Origin of the sequence: Streptosporangium sp. NPDC000509 (genome assembly GCF_042898365.1) — a bacterium.
In the GTDB taxonomy this organism is placed as follows: domain Bacteria; phylum Actinomycetota; class Actinomycetes; order Streptosporangiales; family Streptosporangiaceae; genus Streptosporangium.
This window is the reverse complement of the sequence record NZ_JBIAYX010000001.1, coordinates 229,364-247,252: the sequence shown is the minus strand read 5'-3', so window position 1 is coordinate 247,252 and position 17,889 is coordinate 229,364. Positions and strand designations below refer to the sequence as shown.

The window sequence follows — 17,889 nt, the reverse complement described above, 5'->3', positions numbered from 1 at the left end:
AGCCAGGTCATTCCTATTATTTGCGTCATCGGACAGTCAAGGATTGAAAGTTAAACGTGTGGCGTAATGCCGGTTTCGGCCGTAGGGGAAGATCTTCGAGCGCCGTGACGCTCCGGGATCGCCGCAGTTGGTGGCGATCCGGTGAACGGAAGGTGACCTACCGCTTCCGTGCGTCGTGAAGCGTCTCACTCCGTGGACACCGGACGTGGCCGGAGGCTACCAAGAGCAAGTGTCCTAAATGCCTATTTCGGTCCTAGTTCACCCCGCCGTCATTGTGGTCGTACTCCTCGGCGATCCGCTCGGCCTCCTCGTCCGTGAGCCGGTCGATCTCGGCGGCCAGGCACTCCTCGACCACCAGCGCGAGCCCGCGGACCGAGCGCGTGGTGAACAGGGCGTTGAGCGGCAGGTCGACGCCCACCGTCGAGCAGATCCTGGCGACGACCTTGGTACCGAGCAGCGAGTGCCCGCCGACGTCGAAGAAGTCGTCGTCGATCCCGATGCCGCTCCTGCCCAGCACCTCGCACCAGATCTCGTGCACCAGCTCCTCGCTCGCCGTGCCCGGTCTCGTGGGTGCCGCCGGGACCTCCTCGGAGACGGGGGAGGGCAGCGAGGCGCGGTCGAGCTTGCCGTTGGGCAGCTTCGGGAAATCCCGTACCGGCACGAAGAGGCTCGGCACCATCGTGGCGGGCAGCCGCGTCGCCAGGAACGCCCTGAGCTCCCCGGCCGTCGCCTCCGCGCCCCTCCCGGCGCCCGCGGCCGGGCTCACCCCGGTGCCCGCGTCCGTCTCGGCGTCCGTGTCCATGTCCAGGTACGCGACCAGCGCCCGGCCGCCGGGGGCGTCGTCCCTGACCGCGGCGACCGCCCGGCGCACCCCCGGGTGGGCCGCCAGCGCCGCCTCCACCTCGCCCAGCTCGATCCGCACCCCCCGTACCTTCACCTGGTCGTCCGCGCGTCCGAGGAACTCCAGGGTGCCGTCGGGCAGCCGCCGCACGAGGTCGCCCGTCCGGTAGAGACGCCCACCCCGGCCGAACGGGTCGGGGACGAACCGCTCGGCGGTCAGCCCCGGCCGCCCCCGGTAGCCGCGGGCGACCCCGTCGCCGCCCAGGAACAGCTCCCCCACCACACCGGAGGGCACCGGCTCCATCGCCTCGTCCAGCACGTACGCGGTGGTGCCCGCGACCGGCATGCCGATCGACATCGACTCCGTGCCCTTCGGCACCCGGTGCGCGAACGACCAGATCGTCGTCTCCGTCGGCCCGTAGAGGTTCCACAGCTCGTCGGTGACCCGGTGGATCCGCCCGGCGAGCGACACCGGGAGGGGCTCCCCGCCGCTGAACACGCGCGGCAGCCCCGCGGGCAGCCGTTCCAGGATCTCCTCCAGCACCGACGGCGGCGCCTGCACCGTCGTCACCCCCGCCTCCGCCACCAGCTCGCCCAGCCGGCCCGTGCCGTACGGGGGAGCGAGGACCACCGCGCCGCCCGCCGTGAGCGGGCCGAAGATCTCCAGCGCGGCGATGTCGAACGACAGCGAGGTGAGCAGCAGCATCCGCTCCCGCTCGGTGAACCCCAGGGCGGTGACCAGGTTCACCACCCCGCGATGCGGTACCACCACCCCCTTGGGCACCCCCGTCGACCCCGAGGTGTAGATCACGTAGGCGGGCGAGTCCGGGGAGACGGGGTCGGGGACGAACTCGGACGTTCCGCCCGAGGGCATCGCGTCGAGCAGGATCGCCGGGGGATGGTTGGACGGCAGCCGCTCCACCAGCGTCGCGCGGGTCAGCAGCAGACGGGTCCCCGAGTCGGCCAGCATGAGCCCCAGCCGCTCCTTCGGATACTCCGGGTCGAGCGGCACGTAGCAGCCGCCGGTCTTCAACACCGCGAGCAGCGCCACGATCAGCTCGGCGCTCCTCGGCAGGCACACGGCGACCGGGCTCTCCGCCCCCACCCCGCGCTCGCGCAGCCGCCGGGCCAGCGCGTTCGCCCGCTCCTCAAGCCGCCCGTAGGTGAGCGTCCCCTCCGAGGAGACGACCGCGGGGGCGTCCGGCGTCCGCCGCGCCCGCTCGGCGATCAGCTCGTGCAGGCAGCGCTGCGGGTAGGCGGCCTCGGGGCCGTGCCAGGAGGACAGCAGACGGGCACGCTCGGCCCCGTCCAGCAGCGGCAGCCGGGAGATCGGCAGCCCCGGGTCGTCGACGGCCGCGCCGAGCAGCGTCAGGTACGCCGACACCAGGCGGCGGATCGTGTCCTCGTCGAACAGGTCCGTGCTGTACTCGACCCAGCCCTCCAGCCTGCCGTCCGGATTGTGGAGCTCCATGGTGAGATCGGCCTTGGAGGTGCCGTTGCCGTACCGGCCGCGCGCGTCCACCGCGATCTGGTTGAACCCCACCTGGAACAGCGGCGTCCTGCCAGGGTCGCGGGGCGGGCTCACCGCCTCCACGAGCTTCGCGAACGGCACGTTCTGGTGGTCGAACGCCTCGAGCACGGTCGTGCGGACCCGGTCCAGCGCCTCGTCGAACGCGGGGTCGCCGCCCAGGTCGGTACGGAGCGGCAGCGTGTTGACGAACATGCCGACCAGCGCGTCCAGCTCCGGCAACTCCCGCCCGGCGACGGGGGAGCCCACCACGACGTCATCGCGCCCGCTCCAGCGCGCCAGCAACACCGAGAACGCCGTGAGCAGCACCGTGAACGGCGTGGTGTTCCGCCCTCTCGCCAGCGCGCCCACCCGCTCGGTGAGCTCCTCCGGCACCGCGAAGTCCAGCACCGAGCCGGTGTATCTCATCTCCGCGGGGCGCGGCCGGTCGGACGGCAGCTCCAGCGGTACGCTGCCGCGCAGCCGCTCCCGCCAGTAGGCCAGGTCGCCGTCCAGTTCGCCGCCGCCCAGCCGGTCGCGCTGCCAGACCGCGTAGTCGGCGTACTGGATCGCCAGCTCGGGCAGCTTGGGGTCGCGGTCCTCGCGCAGCGCCTGGTAGACCTCCACCAGCTCCCGCCACAGGATGGTCGACGACCAGGCGTCGAAGATCGTGTGGTGCAGGACGAGCAGCAGCCGGCACTCCTCGCCGCCCATCGTCACCAGCCGCACCCGCCAGAGCGGGGCCTCGTCCAGCCGGAACGGCGCGCGCGCCTCCCGCGCCGCGACCCGCTCGAACTCCTCGGCCGCCTCCCGCGGGGGCAGCCCGGAAAGATCGGTCCTGGCCACCGAGACCGGCACCCGGTCCGCGATCGTCTGCACGACCTGCTCGTCGCGCAGCTCGAACGACGTCCGCATCGACTCGTGCCTGTTCGCGAGCACCGCCAGAGCCCGCTCCAGGAGATCGGGGTCCACCGGCCGCAGGTCGGTCGCCTCCAGTCGGACGGGGATGTTGTACACGGCCAGGTCCGGCAGGAGCTCGTGCAGGAACCAGATCCGCTCCTGGGCGAACGAGGCGGGAAAGACGTCTGTCACACCTTCTCCTTGAGACACTCACGAAGCTGTTCCGCGATCACGGGCAGGGCGGCGGTCTCGCCCAGGGTGGCCAGCCAGTGCCACTGCTCCAGGGCGTGGCAGAGCCGGTAGAACGCGAGGCGCTCCGGCCAGTCGCCGGGCAGGTCGCCGTACCCCTCAAGCAGGTACCGCCGACGCTCCGCGTCACCCCTGACCGCGAAGTAGTCGGTCCGCGCCAGGTCCATCAGCGGGTCGCCGCCCAGCGCGTTCTCCATGTCGATGACCCCCGTCATCCGCAGCGGGCTACCGGGGCCTTCGCTCCCGGCGACCATGACGTTGCGCTCGTGGAAGTCGTTATGGCACAGCACGGGCGCGTCGCAGCGCGCCAGGAGGTGGCGGTCGCGCCGCACGTGGGCGCTCAGCTCCGCGTGCAGCTCGGGATCCCCGCCGAACTCGACGAACTGCGCGAGCCTCAGGTCCAGCTGCCCGCCCACGTACGCCTCGTTGGAGCTCTCCTGCGGCCCGTCGATCGGCCCGAACCTCTCCACCCGAACCCCGTGCATCGCCCGCAGCGTGCGGCCCATCTCCCGGTACAGACCCGCGATCTCCGCAGCCGAGAGCCCGCCGGAGACCTCCGACAGCGGGCGGCCGGGCACCTTCGTCATCACCGCGTACGCGTGCGGCAGGTCGCGTCGCGAGACGTCCCAGTGCACCATCTCGGGACAGGAGGCGCCGCTGCCGCGCAGCAGCTCGTAGACGTGCACCTCCTTGTGCAGCCGCGCCGTCAGCACATCGGGGTAGATCTTCACGATGAGGTCGCGGTCGGCGCACCTCACCTCGTACACCGCGCTGATCTCCCCGCCGGTCCGCAGCACGACCTCCCGCACCTCCGCGTCCGGATACGGGGTGCGCAGCAGCACCTGTGCGCGTTCCGGCGACAGCGGCATGGTGATCGCCTTGGCGAACGCGGGGGCGGTCCAGGCCACGCTCACCCGGTTGCCCGCCCGCTCCCGCAGGATCTGGGCGCCGACCAGGTCGTCCGCAGGGGCGTCCGGCATCTCGTCGTCGAACGTCGACAGCACCCGCGTGCGCATCGAGATCAGCACGTGCACCGCGATGCCCAGGCCCAGCACGATGTACATGAGCGCCACGCCACGGCCGGGCCCGACGCCGATCACCGAGCCGACCGTCGGCGCGAGCGCGCCGCCGGGCACCAGCAGCGGGTTGAGCAGTCGCTCGCCCAGCGGCGCGACCACCGCCATGCCGATCGGCAGCGTCGACCACGACACCATCTGGTTGAGGGACTGCACGCGGCCGTGGAAACGCTGGGGCACCTTCGTGTGGATGATCGTCAGGAAGGTGCCGTTCACGATCGACAGGCAGCCCCACAGGCCGAACGCCCCGATGCCCACCACCCACGCCGAGGGCCGCAACCCGGTGATCACCGCGAAGACCGAGAGTCCCAGCGTCGCCAGCATCACCCCGCGCATCCGCCGCCGCTTCGGCCCGCCCCACAGCGCGATCACCATGCCGCCCAGCGCCCCGCCCAGGCCGCCGACGAAGGAGATCTGCCCGGCGACGGTCAGCGTGGAGAACGACAGCACCAGCGGGGTTATCGAGAGCAGCAGCGCCGCGAGCATCACGTTGAGCGAGGCGAAGTAGATCATCGCCGCCCGCAGGTGGCGGTTGCCGATCGACATCCGCAACCCCTGCGCGATCTCCTTCGAGAGCGGTTCCCTGGGCGAGTGCGCCATCGTGTCGGGGAAGCGGATGAGCAGCAGGGCGCCCAGCACCAGGAGGAAACTCGCCACGTCGACGACGAGGATGCCGCCCAGGCCGATGCCGGACAGCAGCGCGACGGCCAGCAGCGGTGCGGCGAACTGCGCGGTGCCGATCACCATCTGCACCACCCCGGCCGCGTGCCCCATGTACTCCTTGGGGACGAGTTGGGGGAGCGCGGTGGTGAAGCCGAGCCGCTGGAAGATCAGCGCGATCGACAGGCACGCGGTGAGCGGGTAGATGTGCCAGATCTCCAGCGTGCCCGTCCAGAACAGGGCGCCCAGGACGAGCTGGGTGCCCCCGGCCATGCAGTTGCCGAGGATCATCATCGAGCGACGGCTCGACCGGTCGACGATCGCCCCCGCGAGCGGCGCGATCACCACTCCCGGCATGATCGACAACGCGACGAACAGGGCGAAGTCCACCAGTGACCCGGTGGTCAGGTAGATCCACACCGGGATCGCGAAGTCGGTGACCGCGGTGCCCACCATCGACACCAGCTGGAACCCCGCCACCACCAGGAACCGCCGCAGGCTCGGCGGCGGCGCCTTCATCCGCGTCCCGCCCCGCGCCGTGGTCCCGGCCGGATTCCCCCGCGCGGCCGGTTTCTCTCGCGCGGGCGGTCTCTCCTGTACGGCTGGTCGATCGGGAGCGGATGCCTCCCTGGGAGCGGTGATCTCCTCCTTCGTGGCGGACGGTTCCCCGGGCGCGGCGGCGTCCTTCTCCGGATCCGGGGCGGGGGACAGGACGGAGACCTCCTCGACCCACCAGCCGGCCCCGGGGCCCCGCGAGGGCCGGTCGAGCGTGCCGGCCGCGCCGTACCCCATCGCGATGTGGGTGTTGGTGAGGATCTCCGACAGCTCCGCAGCACGATATTTCAGGAAATAGTGGCCCGCCTCGTCCAGGATCACCAGCGCCGTGGTGTCACTCAGGAAGTGCCACTCCCGGTAACGCTCCTGGTAGTAGTCGGTCGTCGGGTCCTGCTCGCCCACCACCGAGATCACCGGTGCCCGCAGCCGCTCCACCCGTTCGGCCAGCACTCGCGTGAAGATCTCCTCCGCGATGAGGGTGTCACGCCGCTGGTTGCGCACCATGAACCGGATCTGCTCGTCGTCCAGCCCCGAGATGTCGGTGCCCATCGACCTCATCCGGTTCTCGTACACCCGGTCGCCGCGCAACCGGTCGTAGCGCGTCAGCCGCGCCAGCGGCCCGGCGATCCTGCCCCTGGGCTTGGCGAACGGGAAGATCGCCCCGATGTACACCGCCTCCAGCGCGCGGCCCCGCTCCTCCAGCCGCCGCGCCACCTCCACCACGAGCGCGCCGCCGATGCCGCAGTGCCCGTACAGGGCGAGGGGGCCCTCGACGTTCTGCAGGATCTCGGTCACGCACAGGTCCGCGACCTCGTCGATCGGCCTGGTCTCCTCGTCGGGCAACCCGGGGTCGTGCCCGGGGAAGGCGAGCGCGTGCAGCGAGCACCCGTCGGGAAGCGCGTCGGCGAGCGGCTGGAAGATCAGCGGACTGCCGCCGCCGTACGGTATGCACACGTACGTCATCAGCGCGGGTCCCGGCCTGGTCAGCTCGTACAGCAGGCTGCGCGGCCCCGCGGGACCCGCGGGCCGCTCCACCAGGGCCGCCAGTTCGCGCACCGTCGGATGCTTGAACAGGTCCATCACTCCGACCGCGCGCCCGCCGACCACCGGCAGCGCCTTGCGCATCCGCGCCACCGCCTGGATCGCGACGAGCGAGTGACCGCCCAACTCGAAGAAGTCACCGTCGGCGCCGACCGACTCCACGTGGAGCAGTTCACGCCAGATGTCGGCGATCGCCCGTTCCACCGGCGTCCGCGGCTCGGCACCTGCTCCCGCCGCCTCGGCAGCCCGCCGCTCCGGCGCGGGCAGCGCTCCGCGATCCAGCTTGCCGTTCGGGCTCAGCGGCAGCGCGTCCAGCACCACGAACGCCGAGGGCACCATGTGCTCGGGCAGCGTCACCTTCAACGCCCGCCGCAACTCCGCCCCGTCCAGCACCGCCCCGTCCAGCACCGTCCCGCTCAGTGCTGTCCCGCCCGGTGCTGCTCCGCCCGGCGCGGTCCCGCTCGTTCCTGTCTCGCCCGGCGCCGTCCCGTTTGTCGCCGTCCTGTCGGTTGCGGTCCCGCTCGGTTCCGCCCTCGCCGGATCGTCCCCTGTCGTGCCGGCCGTCGCGACGGTGGGCACCACGTACGCGACCAGCCGCCTGTCGCCCGGCGCGCCGTCCTCCCGCACCGTCACCACCGCCTCGCGCACCCCCGCGAGCCCGCGCAGCACCGTCTCGATCTCGCCCAGCTCGATCCGCTGCCCGCGGATCTTCACCTGGTGGTCGATCCGCCCCAGGAACTCGATCGCGCCGTCGCGGCGGAGCCGCACGAGGTCGCCCGTCCGGTACAGGCGTGCCCCCGCCGTCCCGAACGGGTCGGGCACGAACCGCTCGGCCGTCAGGCCGGGCCGGGCGTGATAGCCCACCGCCACCTGCGTCCCGCCGATGTGCAGCTCACCGGGAACCCCGAAGGGCACCGGCCGCAGGTGGCGGTCCAGCACGTACAGCGAGGTGTTCCGCACCGGGTGCCCGATCGGCACCGTCGCGTCACCCGGGCGGCACCGCCACAGGCTCACGTCGATCGCCGCCTCCGTCGGCCCGTACAGGTTGTACAGCCCCGTCCCCGGCAGCCGTGCGAAGAAGCGTTCGGCCACGTGCGCCGTGAGCTCCTCGCCGCTGCACACCACCCGGCGCAGCGACCCGCACGCCTCGACGCCCTCCTCCTCCAGGAACGCCGCGAGCATCGAGGGGACGAAATGCGCCGTCGTCACCCCGCGGTCCACGATCAGGTCCCGCAGGTACGCCGCGTCCCTGTGCCCGCCGGGACGGGCCAGCACCAGCCGCGCGCCCGTCACCAGCGGCCAGAAGAACTCCCACACCGACACGTCGAAACCCGCCGGGGTCTTCTGCACCACCGCGTCGTCGCCGGTCAGCCCGTAGACGTCCTGCATCCAGCCCAGCCGGTTGCGGATGCCCCCGTGCGTGTTGGGCACCCCCTTGGGCCGTCCCGTCGACCCCGAGGTGTAGATCATGTACGCCGCGTCGGCCGAGGTCGCCGACGGCTCCACGGGCGTGTCCGGCCCGTCCAGCGGATCGTCCAGGACGACCGTCGTCATCCCGCCGTCCCGGGGCATCCTCGCGGCCTCCGCATCCGCGAGGGTGTCCACCGAGCCGGCGGGAGGCGCGCCCCCCGGATCCTCGGGGATTACGTCGAGCACCGCCCGCTGCGCGAGCAGCACCGGCACCGCCGCGTCGGCCAGCATGAACGCCAGCCGCTCGGGCGGATACTCCGGATCCAGCGGCACGTACGCCCCCCCGGCCTTCACCACCCCCAGCAGCGCCACCACCAGCTCGACCGACCGCTCCGCGCACACCGCCACCAGCGAGCCTGGCCCCACCCCCAGCCCGCGCAGCCGGTGTGCGAGCCGGTTGGCCCGCGCCTCCAGCTGCGCGTACGTCAGGCGTTCGTCCTCGAACTCCAGCGCCACCGCCCCCGGCGTCCTGGCCACCTGCGCCTCGAACATCCCGCCCAGCGTCGCCCCGTCCGGGTACGGCTCCCCGGGACCCGCCGCGCACGCCAGCACCCGGTCCCGCTCCTCGGCGGGAAGGACGTCCAGCTCCGAGATCCGCGCCGCCGGAGTGGTCGTCACCGCTCCCAGCAGCGTCTCCAGCTGCGCGGCCATCCCCTCGATCGTGGCCGCGTCGAACAGGTCGCGGTTGTAGACGAAGAGCCCGCCCATCCCGTCCGGCTGCTCGCTCAGGAACAGCTCCAGGTCGAAACGCGTCGCCCTCGCCTCGAAGTCGAAGGGCTCCACCGACAACCCCGGCCAGCGCGTCCCCTCCCTGCGCCCGTAACTCTGCAGCGCGAACACCGCCTGGAACACCGGAGACCTGCTCACGTCCCGCTCGATGCCCAGCTCCCCGACCAGCTGCTCGAACGGCAGTTCCTGGTGCTCGTACGCCTCCGTCGTGGTCCGCCTGACCCTCTCCAGCAGCTCCAGGAACCCCGGGTCGCCCGACAGGTCCGCGCGCATCGCGAGCACGTTCACGAACATGCCGATCACGCTCTCCAGCTCCCGCCGGGGGCGCCCGCCCACCGGGGAGCCGATCGCGAAGTCGTCCTGGCGCGCGTACCGGCCGAGCAGCACCTGGTAGGCCGCGAGCAGAACCATGTACAGGGTCGCGCCGGACTCCCGTGCCAGCCGCGTCAGCCCTTCCACCAGTTCCGGTCCCAGCGTGAAACCGTGCGAGGCCCCCGCGAACGTCTGCTCGCCCCGACGTCGCCCGTCCAGCGGAAGCTCCAGCGGCACCACCCCGGCGAGCCGCGACCGCCAGTAGGACAGGGCGGCCTCGGAGACCGGCCGTTCCCGCTGCCACAGCGCGTAGTCGCCGTACTGCAACGGCGGCTCGGGAAGCTCCGTCCCCGCGTAGCAGGCCCCCAGCTCCTCGGCGAGGATGTCGGTGGACCAGCCGTCACCGCAGATGTGGTGCAGCGCCACCAGCAGCACGTGATCCTCGGCGCCCGCGGTGTCCTCCGCGATCCCGTCTTCTCCCGGCTTCCCGGCTTTCGCCGCGTCCGGAGCGCCAGGGGGGTCGGCGTTCCCGCCGCCCACCCGTACCAGCAGCGTCCGCAGCAGCGGCCCCCGCGCCAGGTCGAACGGCAGCGCGGCCGCGTCGCTCACCAGCCGTATCGCGGACCGTTCGCCGTTCGCCTCGGCCCTCTCCAGCGGTACCTCGACCCGCTCCTCCACCACCGCGGTCGGGCGCCCGTCCTCGTCGGGGGGGAAACGCGTCCGCAGGCTCTCGTGCCTGGCGACCACCGCCGCGATCGCCCGCTCCAGCGCCGCGACGTCCAGCGGCCCCGTCAACCGCAACGTCATCGGGATCGTGTACGCGGCGGTGCCGGGAGCGAACTGGTCCATGAACCACAGCCGCTCCTGCCCGAAGGACAGCGGCGCCCCCCGCCCCGGGGGGCGACGAGGGATTGTGAACACCGGGTCCGGCGCGCGACGGCGCAGCCGTTTCTCCAGTAGTGCTCGCTTGGCGTCGGAAAGCTGGGTGCTGCTCAGGGATTGGCCAGGCGAGGACGTCAACGTGGCTCACTTTCGGGGGGTGGGGCTGAGACGGGCTCCGCGGCCGGGGAGCGCGTCGGATCTCTCCAGACCGCTTACCTTTCCTCGTGATTAATGACATTCATACATATCTGTCTGACCGAGTCGAGATCAACAACACACACGACTCATCCGCGAGTCTGGGGCTCCTCGTACTCCCATGTCCGCAACATGATTGATCGTCCCTTTTCCTCCGTGGGGACCGGTGGCGCGTCGGTGAGGCGGTACCCCGCAGCACGGGCCACCGCCACGCTCGCCGCGTTGGCGTCCTCGATCTCCAGCAGCAGCCGTGAGACACGCACCGTCCTCCTGGCGAACTCCGTCATCACCCGTACCGCCTCCGAGGCGAGCCCTCGCCCTCGGTAGGCGGCTCCCAGGCTGTAACCGATCTCCGCGACGTCCAGACCGAGCCCGCTCATCATCAGCAGCACCTCGCCGGCCGGCTCGCCTCCGTCCACGGTGATCGCCAGTTGTATCCGCTCCCCGGACGCCCGCCGCTGCCTGGCACGCTCCAGATAGGCGCGCGCCGCCTCGAAGTCGAACGGAGAGGCGAGCGGCGTCCAGTACGCCACCTGCGGGTCGTCGAACAGCTTCACCATCGCCGTCAGGTCGCCGTCCTCCCACTCCCGCAGCACCACCCCGTGCCCGCTGAGCCTCACCCGCTCCGGAAGACGCACCCGCCCGGCACCGAACCCGACGCCGAGTTCACCTTGCCCGGCCCGGCCGTTCCTCGCAGCTTCCATGCCGCCACCTCCCGTTACGCCGTCTCGCACGACTTGCGAGCAACCTACTCCGCCCACGGAGCCCGCATTCGTGCCTGGGAAGCCGAAGTCGCCGGTCCCTCCAGACGCCTCGGGCCTCGGAGTGCCGGTCCGCGAAGGTGGACGGAGGGCGGGGCCGACGGTTTTCGCGGGGGCGGGCGGGAGTGCCGGCTCGCCCACTCGCCCGGAGGAGGGCTCCGGGGTTTTCACGGGAGACGGGCGGGGTCACCACCCCAGGTGGTTTTCCGGCGTCTCGACGCCGCGCGGGAGAAGTCCGCATCGGCCGACCTCGGACGGCCGAGTCGAACATGGTGCCCCGAGTGGGATTCGAACCCACACTGAATGGATTTTGAGTCCATCGACTCTGCCGATTGGTCTATCGGGGCATTTTTCCGTTTTTGTCCGGATCTTACGTACCAGTGAAGAGCTTACCTAGAAGTAGATCACTCTCGGGCACCGGCGTGGTCTCAATCTAGCGGACGTCGGTACTCTCTTGCTCGTGAGTACGCAGCGGCGAGTGGTGATCGCGGAAGACGAGGCGTTGATCCGCCTCGACCTCAAGGAGATGCTGGAGGAGGAGGGGTATGCGGTCGTCGCGGAGGCCGGAGACGGGGAGTCCGCGGTCAAGCTGGCGATGGAGCAGCGGCCGGATCTGGTGATCCTGGATGTGAAGATGCCCATCCTGGACGGGATCTCGGCGGCCGAGCAGATCGTGTCGCAGCGGATCGCGCCGTGTCTCATCCTCACCGCCTTCTCCCAGCGTGACCTGGTCGAGCGGGCGAGGGACGCCGGAGCGATGGCGTACCTCGTGAAGCCGTTCACCAAGTCGGACCTGGTTCCGGCGATCGAGATGGCGGTGAGCAGGCATCAGGAGATCGCCGCGCTGGAGCGGGAGGTCGGGACGCTCTCGGAGCGGCTGGAGACGCGCAAGCTGGTGGAGCGGGCCAAGGGGCTGCTGATGGAGCGCCACGGGTGGAGCGAGCCGCAGGCGTTCCGATGGATCCAGAAGGCGTCGATGGATCGCAGGCTGAGCATGCGACAGGTGGCGCAGATCGTGGTGACCGACGGAACGGAGCCCGAGACGCAGGCCCCTGAGGCCTGATCGGGCGTTTTGACCCTTTTTGGGGTAGAGGGTCGTCGGGTGGCCGCAGGACGCGCCTCAGGGGCGCCGGAGGGCCTCCGGACGGCCGGGACGGCCCCCCGCGGAAGCCGTGAGGTCGCCAGTGACCACGGCTTTTGTGTCTGATAGCCGAAAAGGATCGGTGTAATAACGAAGCGGTAACGGTGGGCCGTCCTGTATCGACCCGTGACATCCGCTAGTTGTACTAACCGACACAACCCCTGGCCACCCGCCAGGGAAGGGTATCTGTGAACTCGGTCCTGACGAGGGACCGGGCGAAAGGAAGGCAACCTTGCGGCTTAAGACTGCACGCCTCGGTGGAGTGCTTGCCGCCGGTGTGGCGCTCACCCTCGGTCTCGCTGCCTGTGGCAGCGGTGGTACGGAGGCCACGCCGGCTGAGGGTGGCTCCAGTGCTGCCGCCCCCGGTACCGTCAAGATTGGCTTCATGGGAGACCTGACCGGCGCAAACGCCGGCATCGTCATTCCCCCCAGGAACGGTGCGAAGCTCGCCATTGACGAGTACAACAAGACCAACCCGGCTGTGAAGATCGAGCTGGTTGAATATGACAGCCAGGCGGACCCGTCGAAGGCCGTCGCCCTGGCTCAGCAGGCCATCAAGACCGACAAGATCGTCGCGATGATCGGCCCCGCGTTCTCCGGTGAGTCCGCCCAGGTGGCTCCGGTGCTGGAGGAGGCGAAGCTGCCGAGCGTCTCGGCCTCCGCCACCAACGCCGCGCTGTCGACGAACGGCTGGAAGTTCTGGCACCGCGTGCTGCCGAGCGACAGCGTCCAGGGCCCCGGCATCGGCGCCTTCATCGCGGAAGGCGTCGCCGCGAAGAAGGTCTTCGTGATCGACGACAAGTCCGAGTACGGCAAGCCGCTCGCCGACGCCGTCAAGGCCGAGCTCGAGGCCAAGGGCGTGAAGCCCGAGACCGACTCGCTCGACCCGGCCGAGAGCGACTTCTCCTCCGTGGTGAACAAGGTCGCGGCGTCCAAGCCCGAAGCGATCTTCTTCGGTGGTTACTACGCCGCGGGCGGCAACCTGCTCAAGCAGCTCCGCGACAAGGGCGTGACCGCGAAGTTCCTCTCCGGTGACGGTTCGCTGGACAAGGGCCTGATCGACGGTGCCGGTGCCGACAACGCCGAGGGTGCCCTCGTTGGCTGCCCCTGCTACATCGCCACCCCGGACGTCACCGACGAGAAGGTGAAGGGCTTCGCCGACGCCTACAAGGCCGCCTACAGCGCCGACCCGGCCATCTACGCGGCCGAGGGCTACGACGCCGCGACGGTCTTCGTCGAGGCGATCAAGGCGGGCAACGTCACTTCCGACAAGATCAACGAGTTCATCGCCACGGTGGACTTCGCGGGTGTCTCGAAGCAGGTCAAGTTCGAGGCCAACGGTGAGGTCTCGGCGAAGGACATCTACATCTACCAGGTCAAGGACGGTGCCATCGGCCTGCTGGGCAAGGCCAACGAGGCCAAGCTGGGCTAGTCGAGCGCTGAAGGAGATTTAGGTAGCCGACGCGCGGGGAGCGGGAACGCCGCGAATGCGTTCCCGCTCCTCTCGCGCCTCCAGAGAATCCGCGGGATTCCGCTGAATCCACGAGATTCCGCAGAGTCCACGGGATTCCGCCGAATCCACGAGATTCCGCTGGAGGCGGTGTGCTACCCGGACGTGCAGGCGACCCCCGCTAGAAGTGGTAAACCCTAGTGCTCAATGACTTCATCAATCTGTTCTGGCCGGCGACGATCGACGGCCTCTCCTTCGGATCGATCTATGCCCTGATCGCGCTCGGCTACACGATGGTGTACGGCGTGCTGCGGCTGATCAACTTTGCGCATTCCGAAGTCTTCATGATCGGGACCTTCGGTGCGATGCTCGTACCGTTCGTGTTCGGCATCAACTCTCCCCTCACGGGCATCGCGCTGGTCGGCCTCGTCGTCGCGATGATCCTGGCCGGCATGATCGCCTCGGCGACCGTCGCGGTGGGGCTGGAGCGCATCGCCTACCGGCCGCTGCGCAAGCGCGGCGCCTCCCGGCTGGCGGCGCTGATCTCGGCGATCGGCGCCTCGATCTTCCTGCAGGAGCTGTTCGCGCTCCTGGTGATCCCGAACGTCTTCAACCGTCCCGAGCAGGGCAGGATCCAGATGGCCCTGCCCCGCATCATGGAGCGGACCGAGCTTTTCTCGATCTTCGGCCACACGGTCCGGGTCGACCAGGTCTTCGTCATCGTCGCCGCCATCGGCATGATGATCGCGCTGGACGCCCTGGTGAACCGGACGAAGATCGGCCGGGGTATCCGCGCCACCGCGCAGAACCCCGAGGCGGCCGTCCTGATGGGTGTCGACATCAACAGGGTCGTGCGGATGACCTTCCTCGTCGGTGGCAGCATGGCCGGTGTGGCGGGAGCGCTCTACCTGATCTCATACGAGAACACGCACTACTACGTCGGATTCCTCTTCGGTATCAAGGCGTTCACCGCGGCGGTCCTGGGCGGTATCGGTAACCTGCGAGGCGCTCTGGTCGGCGGAATCACGCTCGGGCTGGTGGAGAACTACGGAGCCATCTTCTTCGGCTCCGACTGGAAACACGTGATCTCCTTCACCATCCTCATCTTGGTCCTGATGTTCCGCCCCACCGGTATCCTCGGTGAATCACTCCAGCAGGCGCGCGCATGAACCAGAAGAATCCCCTGGCAAGTTTCCGTACGGGTCTCGGCCGCTTCGGTGACGTCATGCACGATCGCTGGCAGACCACACCTGGCTGGCAGCGCTGGATCCTCTATGTGCTCCTGATCGTCGCGGCGCTGCTGCTGCCCTCGGAGAGCCTCGCCCCCTTCATGTCGCCCTACACCGACTGGGCGAGCATCCTGTTCTTCCCGATCGGGACGTACGTGGTCCTGGCGATCGGCCTGAACGTGGTGGTCGGCCAGGCGGGCCTGCTCGACCTGGGCTTCGTCGCGTTCTACGCGGTCGGCGGCTACGCGATGGCGCTGCTCGGCACCAGACTGGGCTGGAACTTCTGGCTCATCATGCTGGTCGGCATCGGGATCTGCGCCCTGTCGGGCCTCACCCTGGGCGCTCCGACGCTGCGGTTGCGCGGTGACTATCTGGCGATCGTCACGCTGGGCTTCGGTGAGATCATTCGCATCACCGCCCGCAACACCGACGAGATCGGCGGCCCGAACGGCATCCGCGGCATCCCGCACCCGCCGAGCGTCGAGGACTTCCACTTCCTGGGCTTCAACTTCTCCGAGGTGTTCGGGGTCGATCCATTCAAGTACGGCGTGCTGGACCCGCGGCCCTATTACTACCTGCTGGTCGCGCTCGCCGTCATTGTGATCATCCTGGTGAAGCGCTGGGAGAAGAGCCGGGTCGGTCGTGCCTGGGCGGCTATTCGTGAGGACGAGGACGCGGCCGAGGTCATGGGCGTGCCGACGTTCCGCTTCAAGATGCTCGCCTTCGCCATCGGTGCCTCCATCGGTGGCCTGATGGGCGTGCTGTGGGCGGCGAAGGCCATCTCGATCAACCCGAACGACTTCCAGTTCCTGCTGTCGGCGACGATCCTGGCCGCGGTGGTCATGGGCGGCGCGGGCAACCTGCCGGGTGTCATGCTGGGGGCCTTCGTGGTGGCGTGGCTGCCCGAGCGGTTCCGCGGCCTGCAGGAATACCGCATGCTGATCTTCGGTGCGGTGCTCGTGGCGCTGATGATCTTCCGTCCGGAGGGTCTGCTGCCATCGCGCCAACGCAAGGCGGAGCTGAAAGAGGGGTCAGGCGGGATGGGTACGCTCGGCGCCGAGGTTCCCGGGCCCGAGTCGCACGGTGAGGAGGTGGCTTCCAAGTGAGCACCGAGGTGAATCCGGCCGAGGTGAATCCGGAAGGTAAGGACTCCGAGGCGGTCCAGGTGGAACGCGCTGGTCGCGCCATGCTGGAGTTGAGGGGCCTCGTCATGCGGTTCGGCGGTGTCACGGCACTGCGCGAGGTGAACCTCACCGTCAACGAGGGAGAGATCTTCGCTCTCATCGGCCCGAACGGCGCGGGAAAGACCACGGTCTTCAACGTGGTGACCGGCGTCTACCAGCCGACCGAGGGCGAGGTCCGCTTCCTGGACGAGAAGATCAGCGGCATCAAGCGGTTCAAGATCACCAAGCGGGGCATCGCCCGCACGTTCCAGAACATCCGGCTGTTCCACAACATGACGGCGATCGAGAACGTGATGGTGGGCGCGGACGCGCACCACAAGTCGGGCATGGTCAGCGTGGCGCTGGGGCTTCCCTGGCACCGCAGGGCCGAGAGGGACGGGCGCAGGCTCGCGATGGAGCTGCTCGACTTCGTCGGCATCTCGCACCGCGCCAACGAGCACGCCAAGAACCTGCCCTACGGTGACCAGCGCCGCCTGGAGATCGCCCGCGCGCTCGCGACCAACCCGAAGCTGCTGCTGCTCGACGAGCCCGCCGCCGGTATGAACCCGGCGGAGAAGGTGGCGCTGCAGCAGCTGATCCGGGACATCCGCGACGCGGGCCGGACGATTCTGATCATCGAGCACGACATGAGCCTCATCATGGGCATCAGCGACCGCATCGCGGTGCTGGACTTCGGCCAGAAGATCGCCGATGGCCTGCCGGACGAGGTGCGGACCGACCCCCGGGTCGTCGAGGCGTATTTGGGAGCTCCCGCCGATGCTTCTTGAGGTCAAGGACATCCGTGTCCACTACGGCAAGATCGAGGCGCTCAAGGGCATCTCGGTCGAGGTGAACGAGGGCGAGATCGTCACGCTCATCGGGGCGAACGGGGCGGGCAAGACCACGACCCTGAAGACGATCTCGGGCCTGCGCGGCCTGACGTCGGGGAGCATCGTCTTCGACGGCAAGGACATCAGCAAGATGCCCGGCCACCAGCGGGTCATCGCGGGTCTGGGGCAGTCGCCGGAAGGCCGGGGAGTGTTCCCCGGCATGACGGTGCACGACAACCTGCTCATGGGCGCCTACACCCGCTCCGGAGACTTCAGCGCCGACCTGGCCGAGGTCTACGAGCTGTTCCCCCGCCTGGCCGAGCGCAGAAACCAGATGGGTGGCACGATGTCCGGCGGCGAGCAGCAGATGCTCGCCATCGGCCGCGCGCTGATGGCCAAGCCCAAGGTGCTGCTGCTCGACGAGCCGTCGATGGGCCTGGCGCCACTGCTGGTGCAGCAGATCTTCGAGATCATCGAGGAGATCAACCGCCGGGGCACCACGGTGCTGCTGGTGGAGCAGAACGCCCAGCAGGCGCTGAAGCTGGCCCACCGCGCCTACGTCCTGGAGACCGGGAAGGTGGTCAAGAGCGCGCCCGCGGACGAGCTGCTCAACGACCCCGCCGTGCAGGCCGCCTACCTGGGGGGCGGCGCGGAGATCGACCTGGAGGCGGAGGCGCAGGCACAGGCCGCTCCGGCGGCCTCGGCTCCGGCTCCCGCTCCCAAGGAGAGCAAGGAAAAGCTGCCCTGAGGCCGTGATTCCACGGCCCACCCGGGCCTGAGGGCACCTGACGGGCCCGTCGCGCACTCCGCGCGGCGGGCCCGTTCGTGTGAGCACGGCGAGGAGCAGCCGGGGAGCCTCCCCTGCCCACGGGAAGCCCGCGGGAAGTCCACGGCTCCCC

General features: G+C 69.8%; 9 protein-coding genes and 1 tRNA gene. 6 read left to right on the top strand and 4 right to left on the bottom strand.

The annotated features are described in order from the left end of the window. Positions 1-253: 253 nt before the first annotated feature. From ACFY3D_RS00905 to ACFY3D_RS00890, 4 genes are all read right to left on the bottom strand, one after another. On the bottom strand, positions 254-3,439 hold the full coding sequence (locus ACFY3D_RS00905; RefSeq protein ID WP_389973221.1) for an amino acid adenylation domain-containing protein: 3,186 nt from the start codon (positions 3,437-3,439) through the stop codon (positions 254-256). After that, complete coding sequence (locus ACFY3D_RS00900; protein WP_389974327.1) at positions 3,436-10,260, bottom strand: amino acid adenylation domain-containing protein; 6,825 nt, start codon at positions 10,258-10,260, stop codon at positions 3,436-3,438. Before ACFY3D_RS00900 ends, ACFY3D_RS00905 begins: the two co-directional genes overlap by 4 nt. Before the next feature lie 245 nt (positions 10,261-10,505). Then, a complete protein-coding gene (locus ACFY3D_RS00895) occupies positions 10,506-11,120 on the bottom strand; it encodes a GNAT family N-acetyltransferase (protein ID WP_389973218.1) in 615 nt (204 codons plus the stop codon). 327 nt (positions 11,121-11,447) lie between these two features. Beyond that, positions 11,448-11,524: transfer RNA gene (locus ACFY3D_RS00890), tRNA-Leu, on the bottom strand. A 113-nt stretch (positions 11,525-11,637) separates the two neighbouring features. Between ACFY3D_RS00890 and ACFY3D_RS00885 the strand changes: the two genes are divergently transcribed. From ACFY3D_RS00885 to ACFY3D_RS00860, 6 genes are all read left to right on the top strand, one after another. Next, positions 11,638-12,240 carry a response regulator gene (locus tag ACFY3D_RS00885; protein ID WP_362895261.1) on the top strand — a complete coding sequence of 201 codons (603 nt, stop codon included), beginning with the start codon at positions 11,638-11,640 and terminating at the stop codon, positions 12,238-12,240. A gap of 340 nt (positions 12,241-12,580) precedes the next feature. Next, positions 12,581-13,750 (top strand): branched-chain amino acid ABC transporter substrate-binding protein, encoded by a 1,170-nt coding sequence (locus ACFY3D_RS00880; RefSeq protein WP_362895820.1) that lies wholly within the window; start codon positions 12,581-12,583, stop codon positions 13,748-13,750. 218 nt (positions 13,751-13,968) lie between these two features. Then, the gene (locus ACFY3D_RS00875; protein WP_350948194.1) at positions 13,969-14,937 is read left to right on the top strand and encodes a branched-chain amino acid ABC transporter permease; all 969 of its coding nucleotides are present in this window, start codon (positions 13,969-13,971) and stop codon (positions 14,935-14,937) included. Continuing rightward, positions 14,934-16,103, top strand: coding sequence for a branched-chain amino acid ABC transporter permease (locus ACFY3D_RS00870; RefSeq protein WP_389973215.1), 1,170 nt, complete (start codon positions 14,934-14,936; stop codon positions 16,101-16,103). The genes ACFY3D_RS00875 and ACFY3D_RS00870 overlap by 4 nt, the downstream gene beginning before the upstream one ends. Positions 16,104-16,183: 80 nt before the next feature. Further along, positions 16,184-16,948 (top strand): ABC transporter ATP-binding protein, encoded by a 765-nt coding sequence (locus tag ACFY3D_RS00865; protein WP_389974324.1) that lies wholly within the window; start codon positions 16,184-16,186, stop codon positions 16,946-16,948. Then, positions 16,938-17,738 (top strand): ABC transporter ATP-binding protein, encoded by an 801-nt coding sequence (locus tag ACFY3D_RS00860; RefSeq protein WP_389973212.1) that lies wholly within the window; start codon positions 16,938-16,940, stop codon positions 17,736-17,738. The genes ACFY3D_RS00865 and ACFY3D_RS00860 overlap by 11 nt, the downstream gene beginning before the upstream one ends. The last annotated feature ends 151 nt before the right edge of the window (positions 17,739-17,889 follow it).

Bases quoted from the DNA above. Each gene is read 5' to 3' on its own strand.
- ACFY3D_RS00870 (WP_389973215.1), top strand. From the start codon at position 14,934: ATGAACCAGAAGAATCCCCTGGCAAGTTTCCGTACGGGTCTCGGCCGC.
- ACFY3D_RS00895 (WP_389973218.1), bottom strand. From the start codon at position 11,120: ATGGAAGCTGCGAGGAACGGCCGGGCCGGGCAAGGTGAACTCGGCGTC.
- ACFY3D_RS00860 (WP_389973212.1), top strand. From the start codon at position 16,938: ATGCTTCTTGAGGTCAAGGACATCCGTGTCCACTACGGCAAGATCGAG.
- ACFY3D_RS00865 (WP_389974324.1), top strand. From the start codon at position 16,184: ATGCTGGAGTTGAGGGGCCTCGTCATGCGGTTCGGCGGTGTCACGGCA.